Below are 26,291 nucleotides of genomic sequence, written 5' to 3'. Positions count from 1 at the left end.
CCTCCATGTGTAATGGGTAAACGTTCATGCGCAACGGATGTGCCCGCGCCGGGACGGCGCGCAGATTCGAGTTGCGCTGTGTTTTTCAAGAGGCAAACCGCGCAGAGCGACACGCAGCTAGTATGTTGCGCGAACCTCCTTCTGCGACGCGATTCCATCGGAGCAGGCAGTGCGCGCCCGTAGGTACGAGCCTTGCAGCGTCGGTGTGTTCTTTCATCCCCGTCGTGCCATGCCTACCATACTGCTCGTCGACGATGATTTCGGAAACCGATGGGCGCTTCAACTAGCGCTGGAAAGTCGCGGACATCATGTCGTGCTGGCGGAGAATGGACTTGATGCTCTCAGGAAGGCCGATGCACATTTTCCGGAACTAATAGTCACCGATTTGCAAATGCCGGAGATGGACGGCAGAGAGCTTTGCTGGCGTCTTAAACGCCTGTCCATGTTTGCCGACATACCGGTAGTCCTGCTGTCGGCTATGCCCGAGCCTGCCAATGAATCTCGCTGCTGGACTGCGTTTTTGCGAAAACCGGCCTCAATGGAGGCATTGCTGGACACCGTCGACAGGTTCATAGCTGCACGCCTGACCTACTCGCGGGCGCCACGCGCTTCCGAGCACCACACCGCGGCGCGCTTGCAAGCCATCGACTCCCGTTGCTGGCCTTAGGCCGACGAATCGTCGCAACCGAATAGAGCTGCGTTGTCATCGCGCTGCCAAGGCGGGTCGTCATCCCGCATGTTCTTTGCGTTTTACATCGGCCATCCGGATGACACGCTCCAGTTCTGCCAGTGCGACGGGTTTCGTTAGGTGCGCGTCGAACCCGGCCGCCGTTGTACGCTGCCGGTCTTCTTCGAGTCCGAACCCGGTCATCGCCGCCACGACGAGGGCCTCGTTGCGCGCGGCGTCTCGGAGCCGAGGAATAGCTTCGTATCCACTCATGAGCGGCATCGACAGGTCAAGAAGTATCAGGTCGGGCGCGAATTCGGCAGCAAGCGTTATACCTTCGGCAGCGCCATAAGCCGTGCGGACAATGTGGCCCTCCACCTCGGTGAGCATTGCCATGCTGTCGGCAGAGTCTTCGTTATCGTCAACGACCAAAACTTTGAGGGAGCGACCTTCGACTGCAACGGACGGACTGTTTGTCCCTGTCGCCTCGGTGGCGTGCTCGAGTGCGGGGAGCCAAACAGTGAAAGTCGCGCCACGTCCCCTACCGGCACTATTGACCTCGATGCGGCCGCCGTGAAGTTCGACCAGAGAACGGGCAAGTGTCAGTCCGATGCCAAGCCCACCCTCGTCTCTCGCAGCCGCGGGGTCCTTTTCCTGCGCGAACAGCTCAAACACCCTTTCAAGCGCTTGCGGCTCAATACCCCGGCCAGTGTCTTTAATGCGCACCACTACCATTCGCTGGACCTGTGAAAGTTGCATGCTGACGAGGCCACCTGCGGGCGTGAATTTCGACGCATTGTCGAGCAGATTCTGAAGCACCTGCACAAGCCGGGTCATGTCGCCGTGGACCATTAGCGGTTCGGTCGGCACTTCTACATTGAGCGTCTGAGATTTGCCGTCGGCTCTCGGCTGTACGCCCTCGAGTGCACTCTCAATGACGTCTTGCATAACAAGGGGCGATGCGGTTACCCGTACCTTCCCTGTCGTTATCCGGCCCGCGTCGAGCAGATCATCGACAAGACGGGTCATCTGCGTGAGCTGCCGGTCAATCAAGGAGCAAGCCTTTCGCACGACTTCGGGGGATGGCACTTCGTGGAGATGCAGAATGCCGACCGCGTTTCGGATTGGCGCGAGCGGATTTCGAAGCTCGTGTCCCAGCATGGCAAGGAACTCGTTCATTCGACGTGTCGTCTCTTCGAGTTCCTCGAGTCTGCGGCGCTCCGTCATATCGCGCACTACTTTCGCAAAACCAGCCAGGTTGCCGTTCTTGTCCCGAATAGCTGAAATTACGATGCTCGCCCAAAACAGGGAGCCGTCCTTCCGAACACGCCAGCCTTCCTCGGCATACTCGCCTGCGGCGAGTGCGTTCTGAAGAACCTCTTCGGGGTGTCCCGCAGCAACTTGGTCAGGGGTGTAGAACCGGGAGAAGTGTCGGCCGATTATCTCGACGGCAGCGTATCCCTTCAGACGTTGGGCGCCGCGGTTCCATGTCGTGACTATCCCAGTTTCGCTGAGCCTGAAGATTGCATATTCGCCGACTGACTCGACCAGCAATCTGAACGTGGCATCGCTATCAGGCGAATGGTGGTGATTCTGCGCTTTCTCACTAGCGAGCCCGTTCTCTTCATTCATGGCGTTTTCCCTTACTGGCGCTCACATGGAAAATTTCTCCTGAAGAAAGCAGCAATTACTGTACCGCTTCTCGCCCGATGTGCATGTTCTAGGCTTCTGCCGGGGACAATCTTGAATTTAGGGTTGGCGTCGAAGAAAGCGGTTCGGCGGAACAGACACCGGGCTGGGCGGTCATGCTCGGCAAGGAACGGGGTAGCGCCGCCCATTTCGCGTTCAGCCGACAGCCCCCGTGGAGCATCCGCGCGACAACGATAAGACACGGCGCCGCGATACCGATAGATTGGTGCGGGCTTCTACAGCGTATGGGGACACGCTATCTTGCAACGGGAAGGCATTCTCGAAGCGAGAGCGTTATCCTCCTGGCTGCGTCGTGGGATATGCATACTTCGACTATCAGCGACGTATCGCAGACACGAGCGACGTTGTGGACCGCCTGACGAGGGTTGCCCAGGAGCAGGCGCTGAAAATCGTCGACATAAACAGCGAAATTAGAGGTAGCTGTTGAACGTCTGCTGGTGGCCGTAGCAGGCACACACTTTCGGTGGCTTGCACCCGGGCTGGTTGAGCGCTCTCCCTAGGGCGGCGTGTGCCCCCACCAGCCCCTCCTGACAAGCAGAGTCCGACAACGTCGCCCCAACTACTGTGCGACGCCCTTGCTGGTATCCGGATTCGCGGCCGAGAGCGCTAAGCGCAGTGACCGCATCGACCTCGGTAGTGCCTCCCGTCATCACGGTTGAGGGCTTCCTCGGCTTCGCGTTGCCCGCTTGAACTTGGACGATAGCATTGCAAGGGTGACCTTCTCGAATTCGGCCAACAGCGCGCTTTGGGCCTCTCGCAGCGTTGCCGATAGATGCGCGTTTACAGCGCGCTCAACCAGACAGTCGGGATGATCCTCTGACACGAGGCTGGAAAACAACGGCGGCTCACCCACTGCCCGATAAACGTCCAGTAGCGTAATTTGCTCGAGCGGTCGGACTAGGAGCCAGCCGCCACCGTGTCCTTTCTCCGACTGCACATATCCAGCATCGCGCAAGCCGCCAAACATACGCCGCACAACAACCGGGTTCGTGGCCAGCATCTCGGCCAGCGCCTCGGACGTTAGCGGCCCATCGGCGCGTTCCATGTGAATCAGAGCGTGGAGGGTTCGGGACATCCGGCTATCGGTTCTCATTTCAGGTCGACCATCTCATGGAACATTCGAAGTTGCATAAGAGCATAACATACAGCTATCATGCAACTTCATGTGTTGCTTGTGTCGGTAAGGCCGGGCTGTGGTGCGTACATTAAACGCCACAAGCGCTTTTAGGACGGGAGGAATATGATGCGTTCGCAATTCGATGTAATCGTGGTCGGCGGCAGCTTCGCCGGCTTGTCTGCCGCCATGCAACTCGCACGGGCGAGACGGCGGGTACTCGTCGTCGACGGAAGAAAACCTCGCAACCGGTTTGCCGCTCACTCGCACGGCTTCTTCGGGCAGGATGGCAAAAGTCCGGCGGAAATTATCGGCGAAGCGACGGCGCAGCTAGCGCAGTATCCGACCGTCGATATCGTGACTGCTGAAGCAGAGACCGCGAGGCAGCTCGACGGTCGTTTTGTTATTACCCTAACCGACCGGCGCATGTTTGACGCGGATAGGATAGTGCTTGCAACGGGTGTGCGAGATGAGTTGCCGTCGTTACCGGGTCTTGACGAGCGCTGGGGTGCCAGCGTGCTTCATTGCCCGTACTGCCACGGATATGAAGTCGCGGATAAAAAGCTAGGCGTGCTCGCGACGAACGCGCTGTCAATCCATCAAGCGCTGCTGATACCAGACTGGGGTCCAACGACGTGGTTCACGCAAGGCATCGTCGAAGCGACGCGAGAAGAAGCGCTGCTCCTCGAAGCGCGCAAAGTGCGGATTGAACGCACGCCCGTCGTGGAGATGCTCGGCAATGCGCCAGATACGACAGGACTGCGTCTTTCCGATGGTCGCGTTGTCGCCATTGACGCGGTGTTCGTCTCGCCACGCACACACATGGCCAGCACTGTCGCAGAGCAGCTGGGATGCGAGTTCGACGAAGGGCCAACGGGCCCAACCATCCGTGCGAATGAGTTCAAACAGACCAGCGTTCGTGGAGTGTTTGCCGCAGGCGATGCAGCGACCGCATGGACGAACGCGACGTTCGCTTCGGCGGCTGGTGTTACCGCTGGCGTTGCCGCACACCGCTCGCTCATTTCCGGACTGTGACGCATTGAGACACCTGCTTCGCTTTACAAGCCCGGCGGGTCATCTTCCTCCCTCTGCGCGCGAAAGAATTCGTTCGCTGCAGCCTCCTGCATCGCTCGATAGAGGCAGGCGGTCTTTTCATCGACAACGAGCTCGCCGTCACCGCCGACGGTTCCAAGCAAATCGCCGCGTCGGACGAGTCGCAGCACATGTGCCCGACTCACGAACAGGTATTGCGCCACCTCGTCCACTTTCATGTCGCAACTTCACTTTGGCGCTGCCTGAGATGCAACGCGCTCCTAGCGCGTCGCGCATCCTATTAAACGTACCCTGGCGTCAATCGCAGGCTGCACGCTACTGAGATAGCTAGCGAAAGCGGCCACGACGACGGCGGCGTCCGTGGCGTCAACTGCGATGAGCCTAACGTCGACCACCAGTCCCGTGCTGTATCGTTGCCGTGGGCGCCGCAACAGCGGGAGGCGCAGTCGGATCCCCGCATCGACGTGCTTGCATCGTCATCTGGTCACTGCTGCCTTTGCGGGTGAGACAACTTTTGCCGCGCAGTTGTCATTGTCGAATGACCCCTGAAAAAATCGCACTCGGAACCCGCCTGCGATGTTCTCGAGAACCAAGGGCGGCCACTTTAGATGAGTGCGTCTCTCTTTGCGGGTGGATTGTTAGATGCCAGCGGGTCGCTCAGGAGCGACTTAGCGGATGCATCTCAAAAGGCTTTCCGGAACAGCCTGATGCATCGAGTGCGGCAACTACTCTCCTGCCCCGTCCTGTAAGCCCTTCATCGCGTCCGAGACTACGCCGAGCATGCGAAGCGTGTCCTGTATGAGGTCGGCCTCAGCCCGCATGCTCTCCTTGGAGCCAACAGGAAGGTCCTCCGGCATCATCTTCCCTTGCGCTTTCCGAATGGCACCGACCGTCACGCAGAATGCAAGGCCGCCAAATAATCGTTGTCCTCCACGTCCTGTCTTTGTCAATAACTTCAACAAGCTAAATATCGACCGAATTGCATCTTTCTTGATGGCACTGGAACGTCTGCTCGAATAGGTTCGGGCAATCCCCGGTTCGTCGGGCAATGGCCGAGTGATTTCGAGTAGGAGAAGGCGATTGACGCGGCTTTAAAAACGGCATTTGAGGCCGCGCAGGAACTGGAGAAGACTGGACTGGCATGGACCCGCGCCTGGATTGACCGCCACCGATAACGACTGGCGCTCAGACCCGCTCAGCCAACCAGCCGGCGATAGCGCTGAGGTTCCGGACCAGGCCTTGCTTGTCGCCGGGAATCTCGCTCAGTCTCGCGAGGTTGAAATGAGCATCGGCATGCGTTGGGTCAAGTTCTATGCTTCGCTGATAGGCCGCTTGCGCAGCGTCGTAGCGTTTCAGTTCTTCGAGAACGACTGCCCGGTTGAAGTGCAGTAGCGCGTCATCGGGGAAGTGCTGTAAAGCCCCGTCGAAAATGGACAACGCCTCGTCGCAGCGCGTCTCAGCTTCGCAAAGCAGTACGCCCAGATTGGTATAGGCGTGGTAATGCGGCGACGGCGCGAGCTCCAATACCTTCCGATAAGCCTGCTCCGCACCAACAGCATCGGTTTCGGTTAGCTAACGACACGCTTAGCACCATATAGCCACCGTAACAATCGCGCTAAAACAAGTCCGAACGGCACTCAAGCGTAGCTGATTCGCAAACCACCGCCTGACAGGCAAAGCAACTGCTCGCGCAGCTCGGCGCACCTGTCGGTGTCACGAACGCAAGAATCAGGTGAACCCATAAAGCCTGGTTGGATTCGACACAAAAATCATCTGCTGCCAGTCCGCGCGTCCAATCCATCCTGCTATGACGTCGAGAAGGCGGGCATCATCCGGTTTGCTTCCCTTCTCGGACGGGTGCGGCCAGTCAGTTCCCCACAGCGTGCGCTCTGGCGCCATATCGACAAATGCCTTCGCGACAGATGCGACGTCGGCGTATGCGGGGGCATTTGACCTGGTGTCAACATAGGGACCCGACAAGGTAATCCAGGTATTGCCCTTATCGACCAACCGCCGTGCGGTTCGGAAGGCGTCCGACGACAGGCCATCAGGCTGCGGAACGTGGGCGATATGGTCAATCACGAGGGGGCACGGTAAAGCCGACAAAATTCGCTCTATCTCCGGAAGCCGCGCACCCTGAATGACAAGCTCGATATGCCAACCAAGAGGAGCAATACGCGCAGCAAGCGGTTGAATCATATCGACGGTCGCGGCCCCGGGATAGCTCAGATTGAATCGAATCGCGCGAATTCCACCGCTGTGAAGACGCTGCAATTCCTGGTCGGTAACGGTATTGTCGACGACGGCCACGCCTCGCGCATTTGCGCCGAAGCGTTTAAGCGCGTCAAGCGTCACACGATTGTCCGTTCCGTAGGTTGACGGAGTAACCACGACGTTCCTCCTGACGCCAAGGCGCTGCTGCAACGCGCGATACTGCGCGACCGTTGCATTTGGCGGCCGCAGAATCGTGCCCGGCGCAGGCGGAAACTGGTCGTCATAGATATGCATGTGACAATCGACAGCGCCAGCTGGTAGCTGGAAAGCGGGAGGCTCCGAACCAATTGGCCACGACTCCCCGGCGAACACAGTCTGAGGCAACACACAGGCCGACACCAGCGCGCCCGTGAACTGCAGGAACTCACGTCTTGACGGGCTATGCATGCTAGATGGCCTTGGTATTGCCAGCAATATGCTGGTTGCGACCGTTGCGCATCAAAAGAAGAAGCGTCGCAACGCTTACAAGTGTCAGAACGGCGAGCGGCATGAGCGCCAGCGCGTAGCTGCCTGTCGCATCCTTGACCCACGCATAGACGTTCACCATGAGACCGCCGCCAAGCAGGTTGGCAATTGCGTTAATCGTCGCGAGACCCGCCGCCGCTGCGCTGCCTGACAACATGTCTGTCGCGAGTGCCCAGAAAGGTCCCTTGAAGGAATAGGCACCCACCAGCACTGCACAGAGCAGAAACATCGTCGACAAAAGCGAGCCACTCAATGAGGTTCCAAAGAGACCCAGGCCAATCAGCAGCATGGGTACGACAGTGTGCCAACGGCGCTCCTGTACACGGTCCGAACGACGCCCCCAGTAAACCATGAAGACACAGGCCAAAGCGTATGGAACAGCATTGACGAGCCCCGTCTGCATAACCGTCAGTCCATACGACTTGAGCAGTTGAGGTTGCCATATGGCCAGTGTGCTGCCCGCAGCCGACGCACACGTATCCACAAGTGCCAGACAGAGGACGTAGCGATTGCGGAACAGCTTCGTCAGTGGCATATCCAGAATCTTCTTTGGCGCCCTGGTTTCTGTCGCAATTTCGTTAGTAAGCCAGGCACGCTCATCATCTTTCAGCCAACTAGCTTGCTCTGGTTTGTTCGTCAGGAAGAAGAGACAGGCAAAACCAAGCAACACCGTGGGTAGGCCTTCCAGTATGAAGAGCCAGTGCCATCCGCGAATGCCACCCAGCCCATCCATCTGCAAAAGCAGCGCCGAGACGGGAGAGCCGATGAAGTTACCGAGCGGAATCGCGACCATGAACACAGCCACGATTCGCGCGCGATACGAGGCCGGAATCCAGTACGAGAGATACAACAGGACGCCCGGAAAGAATCCGGCTTCTGCTGCACCGAGAAGGAATCGCAGCATATAGAACGTCGTGGCATTGGTCACGAGCGCCGTTGCCGCCGAGATGATGCCCCAGGTAATCATGATGCGGGCAATCCACAATCTTGCACCGTACCTTTGCAGTGCAAGATTACTTGGAACCTCGCAAAAGAAGTAAGAGATGAAAAACAGGCTGCTTCCGAAGCCGAACACTTTTGCCGACATGCCCAAGTCGTGATTCATCTGAAGCGACGCCATTCCGACGTTCCCGCGGTCGATGTATGCCAGCAGGTAACACACCATCAACAGGGGAATGAGCCGCCATACAACTTTCCGCACGGTACGGCGCTCAATTTCGGACTTTGGCATAACACCGGTAGCTTGCATTTCTGTCTCCCAATCTAGTTTACGCCTCAGCGCTGTACCTTGAATCGTTGCCACACGATGATGGCGATTACGCCCATCGCTAACACCAGCGCCATCGCTGCAAATGTGTGACGCACACCAATCGCCTCCGAAACAGTGCCGACAAGCAGATAGCCGAAAGGCATCGTCCCGTTGTAAGCCATGCCATACATGCCAACCAGTCCACCGCGCACGTGTTCCGGGCACTGACGCTGGATGGTCGCGTTAGTTGATGTGGCCGCGAATGTGAGGCTGAATCCCAATGCGAAGAAGGCCGGCATGGAGGCCACCGCAGCGTCTGTGGTGGCGAGGACCGTCAGCGCGGCAGCCGCGGTCCACGGAGCCCAGGTAATAAATCGGGCCGATGCCCGGGGACCTAATGCGGATGAAAGCAACACAGCTGAACTCAGGGAGCCGGCGCCTGCACAGGCGAAGAACACACCAGTGAACCGCGCCGCGTCGTGAAACGCTTTGTCTGCAAGCAGTGGCACCAACGTTTGATAGCTCGCGGCGAACAGTCCGATGCAGGCAAGAATCGGCAGGTAGCGCGCTGAAAATGCATCAGACATGACGTACTCCACCGCGTCGCGCAGGCTGCTATCGGCGCGCGACGGCCTCGCGTTCGTTGACAGCCGAATTGAACGGACACAGGTAGCCATGAAGGCGAGCGCGACCACGTATATGGCGAACGATGCTCTCGGCCCGAGCGTCGGATAAACAAATCCGGCAATCGTTGGCCCAACCATCCGGCCAACGTTGTAGACCATGGTGTTCATCGCCACGGCGTTAGACGTCAGACTCACGTCCTGCAAACTTGTCAAAAGCAGGACCTGCCGCGCTGGCACCTCTATTGCGCTGGAGATGCCGATGGCGAGTGCATGAAGCAAAATCAACTTCACGCCCAGCACACCGAACGCCGACAACGTAATCAAACTGCCGGTCAATAAGAGTGAAGCGGTCAGCACGCAGAGTGTCACTCGCCGGGCGTTTTCCGAGCGGATTCTTGAACCCGCAATCGGAGCCACGACCAGCTGCGGTCCGTACAGCAGGAAATTGAGCAACGCGAGAATGGCCGCCGAGCCCGACAGGTGATACACGAGCAGGTTAAGCGTTACGTTTTGGGTCCAGCTTCCCAGAACCGACGCCACTTGCCCGCTCAGATAACGCCGTAGGGATGACTCCGCGAGGGCTGGAAAGAGCCGGTTCACAAGTCCCGGTGGTCGTGCGGCTATCGTCATGACAACGCCTTGCCGCGAGTTTCCGGAGCAAAGAACACTACGACTGCCGCAGCTATGAACGCGACGATGGTAGTGGACAATCCAAGCACAAAGCCGCCTGAAGTCGAAGCAAGGGCTCCGATGACCAGCGGTGCAATAAATCCGCCGAGCCGGCCGCCGTTATAGGCGAGCCCCATGAAGAATCCTCTGGATGCGGTGTTGCCAATAATCTCCGCGAGGAACGGCCCTGCACCTGCAAAAATCCCATTGACACTGAAGCCGGTGAAGAAAATGGCCACCATCAGCACAAGCGAACTGGACGACAGGATGTAGCCGAACACAGCTGCGGCTCCAACCAGGAGGTATGCCATAAACATCGGTCGACGTCCGACCCGGTCAACCAGGGCTGAGAACAATAGGAAGCCAGTGATGGCGCCGAACTGCAAGGCGAGGACGAACTTAAGGCTATGGACGAAGTCGAGGTGCTTCACCGTCACAAGGAAAGTCGGTGTCCACGTGAACACACCCCAGTAGAGGTATTGCAGGAAGAAAATGAAGGTGAAGGCTGTCAGAAGGCCGCGAGCGTTGAGCGTCTCGTCGCTCACCACTTTCTGCGCTGACTCGCGTGCATGCGCTCGCTTGCGCTCAAGCCAGATGGGCGACTCGGGCGTTTTGCGTGCGACAAAAAACAGGATGAAGAAAGGCAAGGCTCCAATGAGGAACAGCAGGCGCCATCCATTTCCACCCAAGCCGTCGTTGACCCCGCTGACGATGCCTGAAACTGTGATGGCAAGGATTGCGCCGACTGGAAGACCTATCTGCATGAGCGCTCCGCCTTTACCGCGACGACGCGCGTGCCACGTCTCAGCGATGAGCGCGGCGCCTGCGGTCCACGTGCCGCCCATCCCAAGAGCGCCGAAAAAGCGAATCGTCGCGAACCAATGTTCATTCGGCGCAAAAGCCAGCAGACCGGAGAATAGCGAGTAGATGCCGATGCAAAGCATCGCGGTCCGCACGCGGCCGAGCCGGTCCGACACGTAACCGAACAGAATGCCGCCGATAATCTGACCCGCAGCCGTGATGCTCGTGAACAGTCCGAGTTGCGCCTTTGTCAAACCAAATTGAAGCGCCAGCGTCGGAAGAAGCAGCGAGAGCAGGAAGGAGTCGTAGCTCTCGAATGTCCACCCTAGTCCTGCAAGGGAAAGCGAACGCCACTCGGCGCGAGTGATGTCCTTGTAGCCGTTCGCTTCGGCTTTGGTTTCGAGTTCAGAATGGGCGATGTTTGCGCTCATTTTCATAACTTGTCTCCATCAATCTGCAGCCGGTACGTCAATGCCGCGGTAAGGCTGAACAGAGCAGCCTTTTCGTCCGCAGACATCGAAGTCGCCAGTCTCTTGAAGGCGTTCCAAAGAACGCCATAGCTGAACATCCCTTTGTCCACTGGGAAGTTGCTCTCGAACATGCAACGCGTTGCTCCGAAGAACTCAATGCAGGTGTCGAAATAGGGACGCCACGCAGCGGATAGGTCTTCGGACGAAGGCGGCAGGTCGCGCGATGCGAAATCAAAGCCGAATACGTTCATCCCGGCCCCACCGAGCTTGATTCGTGTGTTCGGCAGGCTTGCCAGGCGCTCGAGTCCCCGCTTCCATTCGACGAACATCCGCTCACGTTCATCTGCATGTGGTCCGACACCAACCGGGCCGCCGAAATGGTCGACGACGACGGTCACCTCCGGAATGCTGCGTGCCAGGACGTACAGCTGTTCGAGTTGCGTGTGATAGACCCAGACGTCGAGCGTCAGTCCAAATCGCCCAAGCGTCTTGACGCCCTGACGGAAGGAAGGACTCGACATGAGGTCGCGAGGCGGAACAACGGGACTGGAACGGACTGTCGGGTTGTCGTGCCAAGCGAGCGGATTGCGTATTCCTCGCAGCCGCCCGCCGGAGACCTGCAACATGGCTTCTATAACGGGCTCGAGTTCGCTGCCCAACGTGAGGTCCGCCCCTCCGACTATCGCCTGGCAGCATTTCGTTGGTCCATACGCCCCGCTCGCGAACATCGCGGCAATGCCGTTAGCGAATTCCACCTCTCCTACCGGCTTCATTGAAGCAGCCCCGTCCTGTCGCAGCATCGAGCGACATTGAACGTAGACAGTCGAGACGATGCGATGCCCGCTTCCAGCATCCTTCGCGTACTCATCCGCGAGATACCGCCCCGTCTGACGGTCCCAAAGGTGATGATGTGCGTCAACAATCTGGAGGTCGGGTTCGAGGACTGGCTCTTCGCGCCGAGCGAGCCAGTCATCTCGTACAGGTATGTGAGGCGCATGGACGATTTGCACGGCTCTGTCCGTTTAGAACTTCTGCCGCATGCCAATCACAACGCCGGTCTGGTTATGCCCAGGCGCCACCGTGCCGTAGCCGTTCACTCCCAGCGCAGAGTTATCCCTATTGCGCGCGTAGCCGACCGTCGCGTAGAGGTCAGTGCGTTTGGACAGGAAATAGTCAGCGCTAAGGACCGCCAGCCACGGGTCGGCGCCAGTAGAATGAACGTCCTGATAGTAGGCCGTCGCTGTGAGCTGGAGCGCCGGAATAATCATGTATTGGGCACCTGCCCAGAAAAGATTGGCGGCGTTAGCCTCGGAACCATTCGCCACCGTGATTGGATTGGCGGGCAGGAATGACCTGGACGCGCGAAGGTATCGATAGCCGACGAATCCCGTGACTGGCCCAGCAACGTAGTTCGCTGCTGCCATCGCACGGCGTTCAGTTCCCGTGTTTGTCGCGACGGTGTTGCTGTTGCGCTGCTCGTACACGAGCGTCGCCGCGAACGGGCCACTTCCATAAGTCAGCGCGCCGCTGAAGAATCGGCCCGTAAGTTGGGCGCCTGGCACTTCAGCGCCGTAACCCGTGTCATAGCGGGTGCTGTACATTGCCTGAGCAGTGAGCGGCCCAAACTTACCTGTATACTTCGACGAGTTGTCGATGCGGGCCGCCAGTGCATAGTCGACGGACAACGCTGAGTATCTTGACGAGACACCCATCGGGTCGAACGTGACAGACTGTTCGTAAATCAAGGCGTTCTGACGACCAAAGGTGAGCTGCTGACCCTTATAGCTGAGGCCAACCCACGCTTGACGGCCAAACAGCCGCGACGTCGTTGTCGCGTTGGCCCCAAGACCGCGGGTGGATTGGGAGCTCGTACCGTCGTTGATATTGAAACCGGCCTCCAGATTGAACACAGCCGTCAGTCCGCCGCCCATGTCCTCGACACCCTTCAGGCCCCAGCGCGAACCGGAGAGGTTTCCGGAAACCTGCCGGACTTGCGAGCCGCCGGCGCTCGTGTTGTTGAGGTATTCGATGCCGACATCAGCGATGCCGTACAGCGTGACGCTGCTTTGGGCATGCGCTGTATGCGAGACGAACGCCATGCTTGCGGCTGTCACCGTTCCAAGCATGAGGGTGGAGCTGCGCTTTGTTATTTGAGGGGCCTTCTTCAAGGACATGCTGTCTCCAGACAGTTGGTTATAAATTTAGTTCTAGTCGGGCGACGCCTACGACTTGCTTGCTGCGGGGGCTTCCCCCGCGTCCGCACCCGGGTCACCCAGCCAGGCGATAGTCAGAGCGCCTACGAGCATTACTGCCGCGATTGCGAAGAGGGGAACGGTGAAGCCCCCCGACGTCTGCTTGAGTGCACCAATCATCGAAGGGCCAACAAAGCCTCCGAGGTTGCCTACGGAAACAATCAATGCGAGCCCACCCGCAGCCGCCCGCCCAGTGAGGAATCCTGAAGGGATTGCCCAGTACGTAGCTTGAAAAGCTAGGATTCCGCTGACGGTGAAGCAAAGACAAATCAGTTTCATAACAGCGCCGTCGACATACGTGCTAAGGGCTAGCGCCACTGCCGCAACGACGAGTGCGCCAGCAACGTAAGGGATGCGATTCGCTGAGCGGCCAGCAATTTTTGCCCACAGCAACATGACAATTGCGCCGAACACGTAGGGGACAGCAGTCAGCCAGCCGACGACAGAGTGCTCAACACCGAGCTGCTTGATGATTTGCGGCATCCACAGTCCAACGCCAATCGAGCCAACGATGCCGCAGAAGTTAATGAACGCGAGAACGAACACCCGCCAATTGGTCATGGCGTCGCGCAATTTATTGCCATGCTTGTTTCCAATGTCCCGCTGTTCCGCCTGGAGGCGTCGTGCAAGCGCCGCCTTCTCGCTGTCGGTCAACCACTTCGCCTTTTCTGGCCGGTCAGCCAGAACGAACAGGCATGCGATACCGAGGAACACCGCCGGCAGCCCCTCAATAAGCAGGAGCCATTGCCAGCTGCGCAGCCCATGAAATCCGCCAAGCTGAAGCAACGCGCCGGAGATTGGTGAGCCGATGATGTTGGCGACAGGTATTCCGACGAGAAAGGCAGCAGTGACTTTAGAGCGCCACTTACCCGGAAACCAATGAGTAAAGTACAGATAAATGCCAGGGGTAAAGCCGGCCTCTGCAAGCCCCAAGAGGAAGCGTGCGGCGGCAAAGCTTTTGGGCCCTACAACGAACGCGGTTGCCATGGAAAGCAGGCCCCACGTAATCATGATGCGCGCAATCCATATACGCGCACCTACCTTCTGCATGATGAGATTGCTGGGAATCTCGAACAGGAAATAGCCAATGAAAAACAGACCCGCTCCGAATCCAAACTGCTCCGCAGTCAGCCCGAGTTCCTTGTTCATCGTCAGGGCCGCAAATCCAACGTTTGTCCGGTCCAGGTAGCTAATGACATAGCACGCGAAGATGAACGGCAGGATGCGTCGGAACACTTTTGCCAGCGTACGTTCGCTCGCCGCGTATTCTTCGCTTGTTATGTGGGAAACCGGCGGCGCTGCAGTCTTCGTCTGCATCTGGGCGCTGCTGACTGATTGCGAGATATTCATGTCTGCTCCTCCATCGCACTGCTCACGGCGCGACGTATTTCTGTCTCATTGCGGGGTGATTCCCAGCTACGCGCGAGCTATCTGGATAAAGCCGCTTGCATCGCACGGTTCGGGAGTGCTCCGGCGACCGTCATGTTTGCTCGTAGAACTGTTCCAGACACTGATTCGGTCATGAACAGTGTCTTCATATCCGGGCCACCGAAGCAGAGATTCGTGAGAGACGCACCTTCGGGGCTTGTCAGAATCACGACCGGCTCTGCACGGTGGTTCAGAACCCACACGCGGCCAAGACCGGGGTTGGCGACCAGAATTCGGCCCTCAACGTCGACCGTCAGGCCGTCAGGTCCGCTCGGACCGTAGGAGGTAAAGAATTGACCGACCTTGCTGACAGAACCATCGGCCTGCAGAGGCACGCGCCAGACACAGTTGCCACGCGTCATCCCGACAAATAAGACCTTTTCGTCGGGTGACAGCACCAATCCGTTTGGACTGGGACAGTTGCTGAGAAGGAGGTCCAGCTTTCCGACGGGCGAGAGCCGATAGACTCTCCCAGTGGGGTCATGCAGTCCGGTTTGGCCTTGGTCAGTGAAATAAAGGTTTCCTGCGGAGTCGAACGTGAGGTCGTTGACTCCGCGGAAGCGCTCGCTATTACGTCGCTCAAGGTAAGGACGGATGTCACCGGTCTCGATGTTCAGCAGCATCAGGCCGTTGCGATAGTCCGTAATGAGCAAATGCGAGTCGTCGAAACGCTTCATTCCATTCGGTTCACCGTCGTATTTCGCGATGAGGTCCCACTCGCCCGCCGACGAAATCCGGAAGATGCGACCGTGCGGTATATCGGTCACGAACAGGAAACCGGCTGGGTCCCAAACGGGTCCTTCGAGAAAAGAGTCCGTGGTCAAGCCGCCTCGATTCGCTCGAGCCCAATCCGTCTGTACGTCCGGTTGACGGAATTTCTCGGGCATGCGCGTGAAGACCTCAGCCGTTCGTACTTGGGGCGATGTGAGATAGAACATGCTTAACCTTACTTAAGAGCTCAGGCGACGTTGCGGGCGTTCTGTGCGAGCACAGCCAGCACATTCGCCGCTGCGCCCTTGCCCATGTTCACGTAAGCCGCGTCGCTGACGCCGCCGATATGCGGCGAGAGAATGACGTTCGATACTGTCTGGAACGGATGCGTTGTCATCGGCTCGATAGCGAAGCTATCGAGTCCGGCTGCGCGCAATTGACCGCTGGTCAGCGCTTCAACTAATGCTTCTTCGTCGATGAGTCCGCCGCGCGCAGTATTGACGAGAATGGCACCGCGCTTGAACTGGCGGAGCGTTTCGCGGTTAAGCATCGCCCGGTTGTCAGCCGTGAGCGGGCAATGCAGAGAAACGATGTCGGAAGTGGGATAGAGTTCTTCAAGGGAAACGAGCTTGACTCTTTCGGGCGCTTCTTTCGCAAACGGGTCGAATGCCTGAACTTCCATTCCAAATGCCAGACCCACTTTGGCGACACGGCGTCCGATGGCGCCCAAGCCCACGAGTCCGAGCCTGCGCCCTTCGAGTTCAAAAGACTTGTGCGTCGACTTGTCCCAATGACCGGCGCGCATCCGGGCGTCGAGATGAGGTACCGCTTTCGCGCATGCCAGGACCAGGGCCCACGCGTGCTCGGCGACTGCTGCAGCATTTGCTCCCGATGCTGCGCGAACCGCGATTCCACGCGACGATGCTGCGTCCTGGTCGATAACGTCGATGCCGCTGCCGTGCTTCGAGATGACTTCAAGGTGCTCCGCCGCATCCATGATTCGAGCATTCACCTTGCCGTATCGAACGATGATTGCAACCGGCTTATGCTGGGCGCAAAGCGCGACAACATCCTCTTCAGTAGGCGTCTTTCCTGCGAACACGACTTCAAACTCAGTGAGCATCTGCAACGCTTGTGGGGCGAGGTCTGCTGCTGTCACCAGCAAGACAGGCTTTTTAGAAGCGATGGTCATTACAGCACCTCGCCTTCTGCCAACATTCCGGCTGCCCGGAGTTCCTTCTCGAGCCATCCCGCGCGCGTGTCACCGTTGCGAATGGCGGCAATGCGAGCGGTTTCGGCGTCCAGCTTCTTTTGCGCGAGTTCGACGATACGAGCGACATCGTCCTTGGGAATGACAACCACCCCATCGGCGTCACCAACGATAAGGTCGCCCGGATTCACGTTGGCGCCAGCGGCGGAAATCGGGAAATTGACGCGTCCGGCGACGCCTTTGGTCGGGCCGCACGGATTGAGTCCAGCCGAGAAAACAGGAAAGTCACCGTGAGTGAGTTCATGTGAATCCCGCACGGCCGCGTCGATAACGAATCCGGCAATACCGGTAGCGTGCGCTTGAGTAGCCATGATTTCGCCAATCAACGCGCAGGTAACGTCGCCTTTGCCATCAACGACAATCACGTCTCCCGGTTGCGCTACCGCAAGCGCCGCATGAATTGCCAAGTTGTCACCCGGCCGGACTTCCACGGTCACAGCAGGTCCCGCAACCTGCATCGTCGGAGCGAGCGGCCGCACTCGGCCGTTGAATGTTCCACGACGCCCGGCGACATCCGCAAGAATTGCGGCCTGAAACCTGGCAGCAGCTTTAACAAGTTCCGGGCTGACGCGCGCGATATTGCGATTGATAGACGAATTCGACGTAGTGCTCATTGCCTTAACCTCTCAGGTTGCGTTGTACTGTGTACAACCATGGTGTACGGTATGAAACGATAATAAGCACCCTCGCGTACGACGGCCATCGGCGTTAACCCTTTTACTATACGAAACTACGTTGTATCGTGTACAACATCGGCTGATGCGTTTTACTGTGTAAAATGCGCCGATAGACTGGAATGGGTGAGGAAGAGATGGGAAATGACGGCGTAGCTGCGGTAGAGAAGGCACTATCTCTGCTGGATTGTTTCCGGCCCGGTGTGGAGTCTTTAACTTTGGCTGCCCTCGCGCAAGCGTCCGGAATGCACAAGACAACTGTGTATCGGCTCATGAACTCTCTGGAACGAATGGGGTATGTCGTTCGGTCAGACGCTGGGTCGTACTCTTTGGGCCACCGGGTTCTGTATCTCGGGAAGCTGTACGAGCAGTCGTTCCACCTCTCGGCCATCGTTGAGCCGGTGCTCCATTCTCTTGCGGCTTCGACAAAGGAAAGTGCATCGTATTACGTCATCGATAACACTCAGCGTCTTTGCCTCTTCCGAGCCGAACCTTCCGAAGGATTGAGGGAAACGAGACTCGCTGGCACATCATTGCCGCTAGACGATACGGCTATTAGCCAGGTACTCAGGTATTGGGGATTGGGCCAGCCAATATATGAAAGGCCGCCCAGTTTGCCAATCTTCACTTCGGGCGCCCGCGACGTCCATACTGCGGCATTTGCAACACCGGTATTCGGAGCAGCTGATAAGTTCATGGCGGCGCTAACTCTCTCTGGCCCAGCGTCAAGACTGAACGCTGCCCAAGAGACCGGCGAACTGGTTGGTCCGCAACTTAAAGCGGCCTCGGAACTGTCGAGAAAACTTGGCGCAAGCCTTGCGTTCTGCGAGCGCATGTTCGTCTTTGATTGAAGGAACCGCGGCGCAGAGCGGGTTCATTCCTTACATCGGGCCATCCCGCCCGAGGGCTGCCGGCAGTATCACGCTGACGACAACGGAATGGTTATTCGCTGAAGGCTTCTTGTCCGAGTTGTTCGCGAGAAACATGGCGCACGTCCTTGCCCTTGACGACGTAGATAATGATTTCCCCTATGTTTGTCGCATGGTCGCCAATGCGTTCAATGGCCTTCGCGATGAAAAGGTAGTCCAGCGCAATGGCGACCACTCGCGGGTCGTCCATCATGCAAGTCACCAACTCCTGTATGACCGCACGAAACTGTTCATCGATGGCGTCATCGTCGCGGACGATTTGTGCGGCGGAAGCTGTATCGAGGCGCGCGAACGCATCAAGCGCACGGCGGAGAATAGTTATGGCCATCTCACCGGATTGCGCGATTTCCGTGATATTGATGGCCAGGGCATTGCGGTCTTCTGCAATTCGTCGGGTCCGCTTCGCGACCTTCCGCGCTTCATCCCCAGCACGCTCGAGGTTCGTGACGGTCTTCGAGATGGCCATCAGCAGACGCAGGTCGCGTGCAGCCGGCTGGTACCGCGCGATGATATTGATGCACTCTTCATCGACTTTCGCTTCGAGGGCATTGAGTCGACGCTCGTCCATGATGATTCTGTCGACCAGGTCCAAGTCGAGGTGGTTCAGCGCCTGCATCGCATTGATGACTTGCGATTCAACGATGCCGCCCATCTCAAAAACCTTGGACAATATCCCTTTGATGTCAGCGTCGAATCGACTGGAAAGGTGGTTATCCGGCATCGGAACTCCTGTCAGCCGGCCAGGCTGCTTTATAGTTGCCCCTCGGTTTCATGCCCACTGCAGCACGTAAGGTACGGTGGCAGAAGCTCCACGAAACGTGCGCAGGCATCCAGCGCAGCGGCGAGACCCGGGCTGCAGGGGTGCCCGCTCGGAGCATGTGCAGCTATGATTTTGCTGGCCGACCGGTCTTGACGGTTTCGACCGCAGAAACAGCTGCCAGCAGACTCTCGGGGGTGGGAGCCGAGTCGAGTAAAAGCAGCCCAGCGCGAAGAAGCTCACTCTTTTTCACCGAGACCCCTGCGTCAAGACACTTCTGCTTGAGCGCCGCGATTTTTTCGTAGTCGGACTTCGGCATCGTAAAGCTGTCGCGCACCACCTTCTCTTTCTTCGCGTGCTTCACTTTCACTTCAGCCGTGGGAGCGGCCGACGCCGGCTCGACGGCTACTTCTCGCTTCTGCTTTGCAATCTTTGTCGGAGTCGGTTTCGCTGCTGCTTCGGCGGTCGGTGTCTTTGCCTCTTCTGCCGACCCGCCATCGCCTTTCGCATGGCCGTTGGCATTTTTCGGAAAATGAAAGGCCTTCTTCGTCGGCTTCCTGACGCTAGGTTCGCTCATGACTACCTCCGGACTGATAAACGGTATAAATGTATATACCGTTTTTCAACAGTCCCAGCCTGCGGCGGCGAAGCCCGCGGGCCGAACCGGCCTGCAAGTTATCCACAGAATCTGTCCATAAGACTGTGGACAATTCACGAGCAACCGGCGCAAGTCGCTGAAACCGTTGAATTTGTGCAGTGCGCACTTCGCGCGTGCGTTTGACTCGTCACCAGCAGGGAGGATGGCCCAGTGAAGTAGGCGCCCATCACGGGTCGACATCAAAATCCCCGGGCACAACGACGACAACCAGCCTGCTTGAACGATAGGTCTATTGAGTTTGCATGCAGGTCGGCAACATCGTTTAATGCCTCTCCGCAAGCGCGCGGGAGCCGACTTACGCGACGACAAAAGGCCCGGGCTTGGCACCAGCTTCCACAAGGAAGGATGCAGACGCACTAGGCGCGTAGCAGCTTCGGAATCCGCTCATTGCCCGTCAGAACAACGTCGCCCGGCGGTGCCGCATGTCGAGTTCGGCCAATTGCCGTAGTCTTTCGAACAGTGCTTCATCTGCCTGAGAAATCGAAACCGCCCGGGGGTCTGCTGGGGTACAAGAGCGCTCGACCTCGACACAAACGACAATGTCTCTTGCATTTGGCATTCTGGTGTTTTTGTGTGGCGTGTATTGAATCCGATAAAGCCTCGCGCGCATCTTGGGCTCAGCCCACAGGTCGCTTACCGTTTTGATTCGACCTTCAAACACAAACCGAACCCACATCTTTTCATGCCGAACGGTCGCGTCGGTCATTACCTCTGCGAGAGCCAGGAGTATGAACGGGACGTCATTCAGGTCCAAGTCTGTGCAGGACCATAGGTGGAGCACGTCTGCAACCGCTATGAGATTGACGAACCGCTCAATGGTTAGCGTTCTCACCTGCTCACTCACCACAGCGAAATGAGTCCGCCATTGCGCCGTAAAGGCCCCGCGATGGCGGCTTTCTACTTCAACGTTGCATACGCCTCGGGCGAAAAGCACCGGGGGCTGAACAGCGCTCGTCGTAAGCGGGCACGGCGATGAGGAGAAATGCTGTCGGTGGAAGAACTGGAGTCCGAGTTCGTCGTTTTCCTCAACAATCATCATCTGGCGGCGACAGAATGGGCACCGCGCCAGTTGTCCTCCAGCACCGCGCAATCGAACCTCTTCCCGATAAGAGGCGGCGTCGATATACCGTTCCTCCGCATGATGCAGTGCTAGCGGGAGATGTATTTTGGGATTTTTCAAAATGACGATTGCGCCGGGTTACGTCTCACAAAGCTAGCCACCGGATGCCTGTGTTCCTCGTTCAGGTACAAGTCGATAGGCCATCGTAAAGGCAAAGGCTGCGACTACTTCGGCTCAGCCTCTGGTGCAGCGAAGGTTTAGTGCCTAGCGCGTGCTGACCTGGTATCCGTCATTCAACGTCTTCAGGAATGCAATGATGTCTCGAATGTCAGCGTCGGTCATCGCCGGCTTGTCGCCGAATTTGCGGTCGAACGGAGCGTCCTTGTCGTCGATGTTCGCGCGAAACTGTTTCGGCAAGTCATCGTATTTCTCCGTCTTTCCGTCTGCACCCAGCGGATAAAATTTTTGCGGAGCGGTGTTGCGCTCGTTGTAGAACGCCATGACATCTTCAAGCGAAGTGAATACACCATTGTGGAAGAACACCTTCCGCGTCGATACGTTCCGCAACGTCGGAGTCAGAAACATGCCGCAATACTGCGTCTGGTCTTTCAGGTCTGTACGGAACGGCCCGCAAATACCCATATCGAAGAAACTGCGGTCCTTGTTGGCCGCAAGCTGAGTGTTCCGAGGCACGCCAAGCGCCTCATACTGGTAGTCGGTAAACATCGGCGGAAGGCCGTCTGAGCTGGGCTTCGAAAGATGGCAACCCGCGCAGTTCGCCTTGTCCGGGTCGTTAAACAAACGCAACCCGTGCAATTCTGCCTGGCTGAGCCGCGCCTTGCCTTCGAGCCAGTAGTCGTACTTGCTGGAGTACGGATGGAACGACTGTTCTTCCACCTGGTAGCGAGCCACCGCGAACATCGCCTCAGACATCGCCAACGTCGTGTTCTGGAACACGTTGGAACCAAACAGTTGAAGGAAGTCCTTCTTGTATTGCGTGCGCTGGAGCTTCGCCAGGATGTCCGCTTCGCTTGCATTCGCCATCTCTACGGGATTCAGCATCGGACCTGCAGCCTGAGCTTGCAAAGTATCCGCGCGGCCGTCCCAGAACATCCCGCCCTGCGGAACCATCGCGGGCGCGGCGGGTGCAACGCCGGCATTCTTTTGTGCTCTTGCCACGCCTGAAACCTGGCTTGCAATCTGCGCGAGGTTAGGCGCGTTGTCCGCGTCGCCGGCGTCCGGACCGATACTGAAATTTGGCTGTCGGTACAGATACATAAGCGACGGCGGCGGCCGGTAGCCTTGCTGGGACAAAGACGGACCGCCGAGCTGAACCGCCAGATTATTCGGCGGACCGAAGGCATGTTCCGGGCTGTGGCACGACGCACAGGACTGACGCCCCGAAGCAGAGAGCGTCGGGTCAAAGAAAATCTTCTTCCCAAGTTGCGCCACTGCACTCAACTGAGCTGGTGCTACAGGGCGCTCGAGCTGGATTGGATTCGGGTTCGCGCCTGTAAGACTTTCAACCATTTCGCCGACTGCTGCAGGCGCGCGTGATGGATACAGTAGTGCCGAACCGCAGAGGCCGACGACGATAACGACCATTGCAGTGACAATCCATAAAAGCGCACGTCGAACGCTGAACCGGAATTGGCACTGAATAGGACTTGTTCCGGTCGGACGAGCTGAGGAGGCGGGCATATGAGCAACGACAGGGGAGTCTGGAAACGAAAATGTTGCCAAGCCCCACAGGGCTGGCAACACCGGAGTACTGTTATATCGCGCCGGCACCACGGTGCCGGCGCAGATTGCAGAGCTTAGATGGCAGGCACCGAAGAGACTACGGAGCCGAGGTTCGGGTCGACGAATACAGTCGGGTTGTTGCCGCTGCCGTTGAAGTTGAACATGCCCATGATGCTGCCGGCTGTTGCGTCGAATGAGCCGCCGCCGATACGTTGGCCACCCAGCCAGTTGTCCTCGATGAAGCGAACAACTGATGCCTGGCTAATCGGCGTGTGGTCAACATAGTTGACCTTGGCCCACGGCGAAATCACGAGGAACGGAATGCGCGTGCCCGGACCGCATCGACCGTTGACCGCAGCACCCTTCACGCCGACCGGAGCCGTCCCGGTACCGCATTTGCCGGCACCGTTCAGCTGGTCCGCCTGGGCGTCGAACGACGAGCTCGTCGGATTCGCATAGGCATGGTCGTACCAGCCATCCGAATCGTCCCATGCGACGATAACCGCGGTGCTCTTCCAGTCAGGCTGTTGCTGCAGGAAGTTCACCACCTTGGCCGTGAACGCCTGTTCGTCGAGCGGATCGGAGTAGCCAGCATGGCCATCCTGAAACGCCGGGGCTTTGATGAAGCTCACGGACGGATAGTTGCCCGCTTTCACTGCGGCAAAGAAATCGTCAGAGTCGTACTGGTGATTAGCCGGTTCCGGCGTCTTACCGTCGGGCAACGTAGTAAAGCCAACGGTCGACATCGAGTTCGGGCGCGTGTGCTGCGGATTGGCCGTCGAGGCGTAGTATTGGAACCAGTTATGGTGCGGGATGTAGTCGGCTGTCGCCTGACCGACTGCCGGAGCCACAGTACTGCGCTTGCACCCGGTCGTGCCGTTGCTGTTGGCCGTCGAGAGGTTAAAGCCGCCCATGAAGCCGCCCCAGGTAATGTTCTTGGCGTTGAGCAGGTCGCCGATGTTCTTGCCGGACATCAGAATCTGGTCAGTAGTGCTGGAGCACAGGTCGTTTGCGGGGTCGGCGTCATTGATTAGCGTGATGCCACCTTGACCGTCGTTCACGTAGTACGAATGTGATGCGGTCGTGAGGTTAAACGGCTGCTGGCTGGTCTTGACCAGTTGCACTCCGTTAGTCTGGCCAGAGATTACCTCCAGAGCGCCCGGTGTTGACGGTCCAAACGTGTCCGTATAAGCGTTGTCGCTCATCGCAAAATGCTGAGCATAGTTCCACAGGGCCGTCACGGTATTACCATCGTAGTAGCCCATGACCTGGCCGGTCGTGCCGAATGCACCTGCTCCGCCACTCGACCCCTTACCGGTATAAAACGGGAACAAGTCGGCGGCACCATTGTTATACGCCTGCTGCTCTGCCGTATATGCGTGGTTCTGGTCGGCAGTTGCCGCCTGCGTGCGGTCCAGACGGAACGGATTCGCGGCGCCCGCGCCGTTCAGAGTATTGATGAAGTTCGGATTATTTGTCAGGAGCGAGCCGCTCAAACCGTTGACCGTTGGCGTGCCGGCAGCGGCCGTGAACGCGGGTTCGCCCGATGGGTTGGTCGCGTTCGGGTACGTCGCAAAGTAATGGTCAAACGAGACGTTCTCGTTATAAATCACAACCACGTGCTTGATGGGCGTTGCCGTCGTCAGCTGGTTCTGTGCTGAGACCGGGGTTATTGTGTTGTCATTGCCGCCGCAAGCATAAAGCGAGACGGCTAAGGCAATGCCTGACACGCCGAACAGGAAGGCTCGAGAAAACATATACGCTAACTCCGATGTCGTTCTGCTATTTGTTTTTCGCCCGCCCTTAGAGTGCCAAATGAGCGAGCGTGTGGAGACCGTTCAGAAACCACAATCATTTAAGCAGGCGGCCGTGACGCCGAAATGGCGCTTTATTTACCCAACCCTTACGCAAAATTAGCTGCGAAAGAACATTGAATGGTTGCCGCAAAGAAGGGCTCTTCTTGCGGTCAGAGATAGCGCCGAGCCAAAGGTCTTGGTGCGCGCAGCCTGCACGTCATGTCGCGGCGCCATTGTCACACCCAAGACCGACAAATTCGGAGGAAAACCATGGACCAAGCGAGGTATGAAGATGCAATCAATCGGTTGATTGCTGCGGCAGAGCTGGTAGTAGCTGGTGCGTCGGAAGAGCAGAGACTGGATGCTCTCGGGATGTTGGCGTTCTTCCGACTTCGGCGCACACGCATCGCCGAGCAGGACCTTCCACGAATCTTGAACGAAGAGCTCTTTGCGCAAACCGCGACCGCGGCACTTACGATGGCCGGGCGCAAGGAGCTTCTCGCGGCATCTGCGCTTCTCGAGCAAGCGCGGACGCTGGTTGGGGCTAGCTAGCTCCGACGGGTCGTTAAAGCCCAAGCGGGTCGTCCTCTTCCGTCTGCCCGTCGAGATATCGCCTTGTCCTTTCGTCCAACTCTTGCCGCTAAGTCGTGACGGACCCGTCATCGACGATGTACTCGCCGTCATGGCACCGCGCACCGCGCAGGTCTCTGTTTTCCAGCAGACGTCTAACATGCGACCGGCTCACAAATAGGAACTTCGCGACTTCATCAACGGTCATGCCTCTGCTCCTTTAGAGGCGGGCAACTGAACGAGCTGTCCCCAGTTACTTTTTGTTTCTTGTAAATGTCGGCATCTTGCGAGACGCGTGAAAGGTCTTCAAGCGCCTTACGGCCGCGCTGCTTTGCTGTCGAGCGATACGCTTCAGCGTCTGTGCGTGCGACCGTGTGCCTGCCATCCGAACTTGCGTTTGTGGGCAGTTTGCCGTCGCGGATTAGCTTAACGACATACATTGGCGTCACATTCAATGCGGCAGCGACTTCGGCGACGGTCATCGCTTGTTTCATGTTCGCTCCCATAGGAACAGTGGCAACCGGCGTGGTTAACGCCTTCGACACGCGGCGATGCCAATTGAACAAGTAGATACGCTTCGAGCCGTTGCGCCTAAGCTCGACGCGTTCGGCACGTCCGAGCAACCGTATTGCCTGATCGTCGGCGGCGGGCAAGGCGGCATCGGGCTCGGCGCGCGGCTGCGGCAGCTTGGCGTGCCGACCATCATCATCGACAAAAACGAGAGGCCGGGCGACGCATGGCGCAAGCGCTACAAGACGCTCTGTCTGCACGATCCGGTCTGGTACGACCATATGCCCTATCTGCCCTTTCCGGACAACTGGCCGGTTTTCACACCGAAGGACAAAATCGGCGACTGGCTCGAGATGTACACGAAGGTCATGGAGCTGAACTACTGGGGCTCGACCGTGTGCAAATCCGCACGCTACGACGAGGCCAAGGGCGAATGGATCGTCGAAGTCGAACGGGAAGGCCGCAATCTCACGCTTCGGCCGAAGCAACTCGTGCTCGCCACCGGTATGTCCGGCAAGCCGAATATCCCGAGCTTCAAGGGCATGGACGTGTTCAAGGGCGAGCAGCATCATTCGTCGCGGCATCCCGGTCCGGACGCGTATCACGGTAAGAAAGTCGTCGTGATCGGCGCGAACAATTCGGCTCACGACATCTGCGCGGCCCTGTGGGAAGCCGGCGTCGACGTGACCATGGTGCAGCGCTCGTCCACGCACATCGTCAAATCGGATTCGCTGATGGAGTTCGCGCTCGGCGATCTTTACTCGGAGCGCGCGGTGGCGGCGGGCATGACGACCGCGAAGGCTGACCTGACCTTTGCTTCCATTCCGTATGCGAT

The 26,291-nt window shown here is 58.0% G+C and carries 26 protein-coding genes and 1 pseudogene; 6 read left to right on the top strand and 21 right to left on the bottom strand.

Going from position 1 to position 26,291, the window contains the following annotated elements; translation table 11 throughout:
* Positions 1 to 229: 229 nt before the first annotated feature.
* A complete protein-coding gene (locus F759_RS0130860) occupies positions 230 to 667 on the top strand; it encodes a response regulator (RefSeq protein ID WP_027803247.1) in 438 nt (145 codons plus the stop codon).
* A gap of 60 nt (positions 668 to 727) precedes the next feature.
* Here F759_RS0130860 and F759_RS39050 read toward each other — a convergent pair whose 3' ends face one another.
* A complete protein-coding gene (locus F759_RS39050) occupies positions 728 to 2,299 on the bottom strand; it encodes a hybrid sensor histidine kinase/response regulator (protein ID WP_051377513.1) in 1,572 nt (523 codons plus the stop codon).
* Between the two features lie 727 nt (positions 2,300 to 3,026).
* Complete coding sequence (locus tag F759_RS0130845) at positions 3,027 to 3,470, bottom strand: Rrf2 family transcriptional regulator (protein ID WP_027803245.1); 444 nt, start codon at positions 3,468 to 3,470, stop codon at positions 3,027 to 3,029.
* Between the two features lie 150 nt (positions 3,471 to 3,620).
* Between F759_RS0130845 and F759_RS0130840 the strand changes: the two genes are divergently transcribed.
* Positions 3,621 to 4,526 carry an NAD(P)/FAD-dependent oxidoreductase gene (locus F759_RS0130840; protein ID WP_027803244.1) on the top strand — a complete coding sequence of 302 codons (906 nt, stop codon included), beginning with the start codon at positions 3,621 to 3,623 and terminating at the stop codon, positions 4,524 to 4,526.
* Between the two features lie 23 nt (positions 4,527 to 4,549).
* Here F759_RS0130840 and F759_RS0130835 read toward each other — a convergent pair whose 3' ends face one another.
* The 12 genes from F759_RS0130835 to F759_RS0130775 all read right to left on the bottom strand — a co-directional run bounded on the left by F759_RS0130835 (position 4,550) and on the right by F759_RS0130775 (position 17,373).
* Positions 4,550 to 4,762, bottom strand: coding sequence for a MerR family transcriptional regulator (locus F759_RS0130835; RefSeq protein ID WP_027803243.1), 213 nt, complete (start codon positions 4,760 to 4,762; stop codon positions 4,550 to 4,552).
* Positions 4,763 to 5,729: 967 nt separating this feature from the next.
* On the bottom strand, positions 5,730 to 6,068 hold the full coding sequence (locus F759_RS39040) for a tetratricopeptide repeat protein (protein ID WP_244438958.1): 339 nt from the start codon (positions 6,066 to 6,068) through the stop codon (positions 5,730 to 5,732).
* A 204-nt stretch (positions 6,069 to 6,272) separates the two neighbouring features.
* Positions 6,273 to 7,205: an amidohydrolase family protein gene (locus F759_RS0130820; RefSeq protein WP_027803242.1), complete on the bottom strand. Its 933-nt coding sequence runs from the start codon at positions 7,203 to 7,205 to the stop codon at positions 6,273 to 6,275.
* 1 nt (position 7,206) lies between these two features.
* Positions 7,207 to 8,532 carry an MFS transporter gene (locus F759_RS0130815; protein WP_027803241.1) on the bottom strand — a complete coding sequence of 442 codons (1,326 nt, stop codon included), beginning with the start codon at positions 8,530 to 8,532 and terminating at the stop codon, positions 7,207 to 7,209.
* 26 nt (positions 8,533 to 8,558) lie between these two features.
* Complete coding sequence (locus F759_RS0130810) at positions 8,559 to 9,788, bottom strand: MFS transporter (RefSeq protein ID WP_027803240.1); 1,230 nt, start codon at positions 9,786 to 9,788, stop codon at positions 8,559 to 8,561.
* Positions 9,785 to 11,065 (bottom strand): MFS transporter, encoded by a 1,281-nt coding sequence (locus F759_RS0130805; RefSeq protein ID WP_027803239.1) that lies wholly within the window; start codon positions 11,063 to 11,065, stop codon positions 9,785 to 9,787. Before F759_RS0130805 ends, F759_RS0130810 begins: the two co-directional genes overlap by 4 nt.
* Positions 11,062 to 12,108, bottom strand: coding sequence for an amidohydrolase family protein (locus F759_RS0130800; protein WP_027803238.1), 1,047 nt, complete (start codon positions 12,106 to 12,108; stop codon positions 11,062 to 11,064). Before F759_RS0130800 ends, F759_RS0130805 begins: the two co-directional genes overlap by 4 nt.
* A gap of 12 nt (positions 12,109 to 12,120) precedes the next feature.
* A complete protein-coding gene (locus F759_RS0130795) occupies positions 12,121 to 13,272 on the bottom strand; it encodes a porin (protein ID WP_027803237.1) in 1,152 nt (383 codons plus the stop codon).
* Between the two features lie 48 nt (positions 13,273 to 13,320).
* Entirely contained in the window at positions 13,321 to 14,667 is a 1,347-nt protein-coding gene (locus F759_RS0130790; RefSeq protein WP_407668562.1) for an MFS transporter, read from the bottom strand.
* A gap of 110 nt (positions 14,668 to 14,777) precedes the next feature.
* Positions 14,778 to 15,716: an SMP-30/gluconolactonase/LRE family protein gene (locus F759_RS0130785; protein WP_027803235.1), complete on the bottom strand. Its 939-nt coding sequence runs from the start codon at positions 15,714 to 15,716 to the stop codon at positions 14,778 to 14,780.
* A 20-nt stretch (positions 15,717 to 15,736) separates the two neighbouring features.
* The gene (locus F759_RS0130780) at positions 15,737 to 16,681 is read right to left on the bottom strand and encodes an NAD(P)-dependent oxidoreductase (protein WP_027803234.1); all 945 of its coding nucleotides are present in this window, start codon (positions 16,679 to 16,681) and stop codon (positions 15,737 to 15,739) included.
* On the bottom strand, positions 16,681 to 17,373 hold the full coding sequence (locus tag F759_RS0130775) for an RraA family protein (RefSeq protein ID WP_027803233.1): 693 nt from the start codon (positions 17,371 to 17,373) through the stop codon (positions 16,681 to 16,683). The genes F759_RS0130780 and F759_RS0130775 overlap by 1 nt, the downstream gene beginning before the upstream one ends.
* Before the next feature lie 197 nt (positions 17,374 to 17,570).
* On the opposite strand from F759_RS0130775, the gene F759_RS0130770 reads away from it, so the two are divergent.
* Positions 17,571 to 18,284: an IclR family transcriptional regulator gene (locus F759_RS0130770; protein ID WP_027803232.1), complete on the top strand. Its 714-nt coding sequence runs from the start codon at positions 17,571 to 17,573 to the stop codon at positions 18,282 to 18,284.
* Between the two features lie 91 nt (positions 18,285 to 18,375).
* Here F759_RS0130770 and phoU read toward each other — a convergent pair whose 3' ends face one another.
* The 3 genes from phoU to F759_RS0130755 all read right to left on the bottom strand — a co-directional run bounded on the left by phoU (position 18,376) and on the right by F759_RS0130755 (position 20,483).
* A complete protein-coding gene (gene phoU / locus F759_RS0130765; protein WP_027803231.1) occupies positions 18,376 to 19,083 on the bottom strand; it encodes a phosphate signaling complex protein PhoU in 708 nt (235 codons plus the stop codon).
* Positions 19,084 to 19,246: 163 nt separating this feature from the next.
* Positions 19,247 to 19,696 carry a hypothetical protein gene (locus F759_RS0130760; RefSeq protein WP_027803230.1) on the bottom strand — a complete coding sequence of 150 codons (450 nt, stop codon included), beginning with the start codon at positions 19,694 to 19,696 and terminating at the stop codon, positions 19,247 to 19,249.
* A 475-nt stretch (positions 19,697 to 20,171) separates the two neighbouring features.
* Positions 20,172 to 20,483 carry a hypothetical protein gene (locus tag F759_RS0130755; RefSeq protein ID WP_152530746.1) on the bottom strand — a complete coding sequence of 104 codons (312 nt, stop codon included), beginning with the start codon at positions 20,481 to 20,483 and terminating at the stop codon, positions 20,172 to 20,174.
* Between the two features lie 276 nt (positions 20,484 to 20,759).
* On the opposite strand from F759_RS0130755, the gene F759_RS42920 reads away from it, so the two are divergent.
* On the top strand, positions 20,760 to 20,930 hold the full coding sequence (locus F759_RS42920) for a hypothetical protein (RefSeq protein ID WP_154670923.1): 171 nt from the start codon (positions 20,760 to 20,762) through the stop codon (positions 20,928 to 20,930).
* 171 nt (positions 20,931 to 21,101) lie between these two features.
* On the opposite strand, the gene F759_RS0130745 is transcribed toward F759_RS42920, so the two are convergent.
* Positions 21,102 to 22,538, bottom strand: a complete 1,437-nt coding sequence (locus tag F759_RS0130745; RefSeq protein ID WP_027803228.1) for a cytochrome-c peroxidase — start codon at positions 22,536 to 22,538, stop codon at positions 21,102 to 21,104.
* Positions 22,539 to 22,654: 116 nt separating this feature from the next.
* Positions 22,655 to 24,337, bottom strand: a complete 1,683-nt coding sequence (locus tag F759_RS0130740) for a phospholipase C (RefSeq protein WP_027803227.1) — start codon at positions 24,335 to 24,337, stop codon at positions 22,655 to 22,657.
* Positions 24,338 to 24,646: 309 nt separating this feature from the next.
* Here F759_RS0130740 and F759_RS0130735 point away from each other — a divergent pair, with 309 nt between their 5' ends.
* Entirely contained in the window at positions 24,647 to 24,928 is a 282-nt protein-coding gene (locus F759_RS0130735; RefSeq protein WP_036025650.1) for a hypothetical protein, read from the top strand.
* 88 nt (positions 24,929 to 25,016) lie between these two features.
* Here F759_RS0130735 and F759_RS45270 read toward each other — a convergent pair whose 3' ends face one another.
* Together F759_RS45270 and F759_RS0130725 are read right to left on the bottom strand one after the other, a co-directional pair.
* On the bottom strand, positions 25,017 to 25,154 hold the full coding sequence (locus tag F759_RS45270; protein WP_152530745.1) for an excisionase family DNA-binding protein: 138 nt from the start codon (positions 25,152 to 25,154) through the stop codon (positions 25,017 to 25,019).
* Positions 25,144 to 25,440, bottom strand: coding sequence for an excisionase family DNA-binding protein (locus F759_RS0130725; protein WP_152530744.1), 297 nt, complete (start codon positions 25,438 to 25,440; stop codon positions 25,144 to 25,146). The genes F759_RS45270 and F759_RS0130725 overlap by 11 nt, the downstream gene beginning before the upstream one ends.
* 114 nt (positions 25,441 to 25,554) lie before the next feature.
* On the opposite strand from F759_RS0130725, the pseudogene F759_RS39035 reads away from it, so the two are divergent.
* Positions 25,555 to 26,291, top strand: a pseudogene (locus F759_RS39035) (NAD(P)-binding domain-containing protein); the annotation flags it as partial.

It is taken from the genome of Paraburkholderia dilworthii (assembly GCF_000472525.1).
Classification (GTDB): Bacteria; Pseudomonadota; Gammaproteobacteria; order Burkholderiales; family Burkholderiaceae; genus Paraburkholderia; species Paraburkholderia dilworthii.
Note: the sequence above shows the minus strand (reverse complement) of the source record. Positions and strands in the feature narration are given on the sequence as shown.

Bases quoted from the DNA above. Each gene is read 5' to 3' on its own strand.
- F759_RS0130860 (WP_027803247.1), top strand. From the start codon at position 230: ATGCCTACCATACTGCTCGTCGACGATGATTTCGGAAACCGATGGGCG.
- F759_RS39050 (WP_051377513.1), bottom strand. From the start codon at position 2,299: ATGAATGAAGAGAACGGGCTCGCTAGTGAGAAAGCGCAGAATCACCAC.
- F759_RS0130845 (WP_027803245.1), bottom strand. From the start codon at position 3,470: ATGAGAACCGATAGCCGGATGTCCCGAACCCTCCACGCTCTGATTCAC.
- F759_RS0130840 (WP_027803244.1), top strand. From the start codon at position 3,621: ATGCGTTCGCAATTCGATGTAATCGTGGTCGGCGGCAGCTTCGCCGGC.
- F759_RS0130835 (WP_027803243.1), bottom strand. From the start codon at position 4,762: ATGAAAGTGGACGAGGTGGCGCAATACCTGTTCGTGAGTCGGGCACAT.
- F759_RS0130820 (WP_027803242.1), bottom strand. From the start codon at position 7,205: ATGCATAGCCCGTCAAGACGTGAGTTCCTGCAGTTCACGGGCGCGCTG.
- F759_RS0130815 (WP_027803241.1), bottom strand. From the start codon at position 8,532: ATGCAAGCTACCGGTGTTATGCCAAAGTCCGAAATTGAGCGCCGTACC.
- F759_RS0130810 (WP_027803240.1), bottom strand. From the start codon at position 9,788: ATGACGATAGCCGCACGACCACCGGGACTTGTGAACCGGCTCTTTCCA.
- F759_RS0130805 (WP_027803239.1), bottom strand. From the start codon at position 11,065: ATGAAAATGAGCGCAAACATCGCCCATTCTGAACTCGAAACCAAAGCC.
- F759_RS0130795 (WP_027803237.1), bottom strand. From the start codon at position 13,272: ATGTCCTTGAAGAAGGCCCCTCAAATAACAAAGCGCAGCTCCACCCTC.
- F759_RS0130790 (WP_407668562.1), bottom strand. From the start codon at position 14,667: ATGCAGACGAAGACTGCAGCGCCGCCGGTTTCCCACATAACAAGCGAA.
- F759_RS0130785 (WP_027803235.1), bottom strand. From the start codon at position 15,716: ATGTTCTATCTCACATCGCCCCAAGTACGAACGGCTGAGGTCTTCACG.
- F759_RS0130780 (WP_027803234.1), bottom strand. From the start codon at position 16,681: ATGACCATCGCTTCTAAAAAGCCTGTCTTGCTGGTGACAGCAGCAGAC.
- F759_RS0130775 (WP_027803233.1), bottom strand. From the start codon at position 17,373: ATGAGCACTACGTCGAATTCGTCTATCAATCGCAATATCGCGCGCGTC.
- F759_RS0130770 (WP_027803232.1), top strand. From the start codon at position 17,571: ATGGGAAATGACGGCGTAGCTGCGGTAGAGAAGGCACTATCTCTGCTG.
- phoU (WP_027803231.1), bottom strand. From the start codon at position 19,083: ATGCCGGATAACCACCTTTCCAGTCGATTCGACGCTGACATCAAAGGG.
- F759_RS0130760 (WP_027803230.1), bottom strand. From the start codon at position 19,696: ATGAGCGAACCTAGCGTCAGGAAGCCGACGAAGAAGGCCTTTCATTTT.
- F759_RS0130755 (WP_152530746.1), bottom strand. From the start codon at position 20,483: ATGACCGACGCGACCGTTCGGCATGAAAAGATGTGGGTTCGGTTTGTG.
- F759_RS42920 (WP_154670923.1), top strand. From the start codon at position 20,760: ATGCTGTCGGTGGAAGAACTGGAGTCCGAGTTCGTCGTTTTCCTCAAC.
- F759_RS0130745 (WP_027803228.1), bottom strand. From the start codon at position 22,538: ATGCCCGCCTCCTCAGCTCGTCCGACCGGAACAAGTCCTATTCAGTGC.
- F759_RS0130740 (WP_027803227.1), bottom strand. From the start codon at position 24,337: ATGTTTTCTCGAGCCTTCCTGTTCGGCGTGTCAGGCATTGCCTTAGCC.
- F759_RS0130735 (WP_036025650.1), top strand. From the start codon at position 24,647: ATGGACCAAGCGAGGTATGAAGATGCAATCAATCGGTTGATTGCTGCG.
- F759_RS45270 (WP_152530745.1), bottom strand. From the start codon at position 25,154: ATGACCGTTGATGAAGTCGCGAAGTTCCTATTTGTGAGCCGGTCGCAT.
- F759_RS0130725 (WP_152530744.1), bottom strand. From the start codon at position 25,440: ATGAAACAAGCGATGACCGTCGCCGAAGTCGCTGCCGCATTGAATGTG.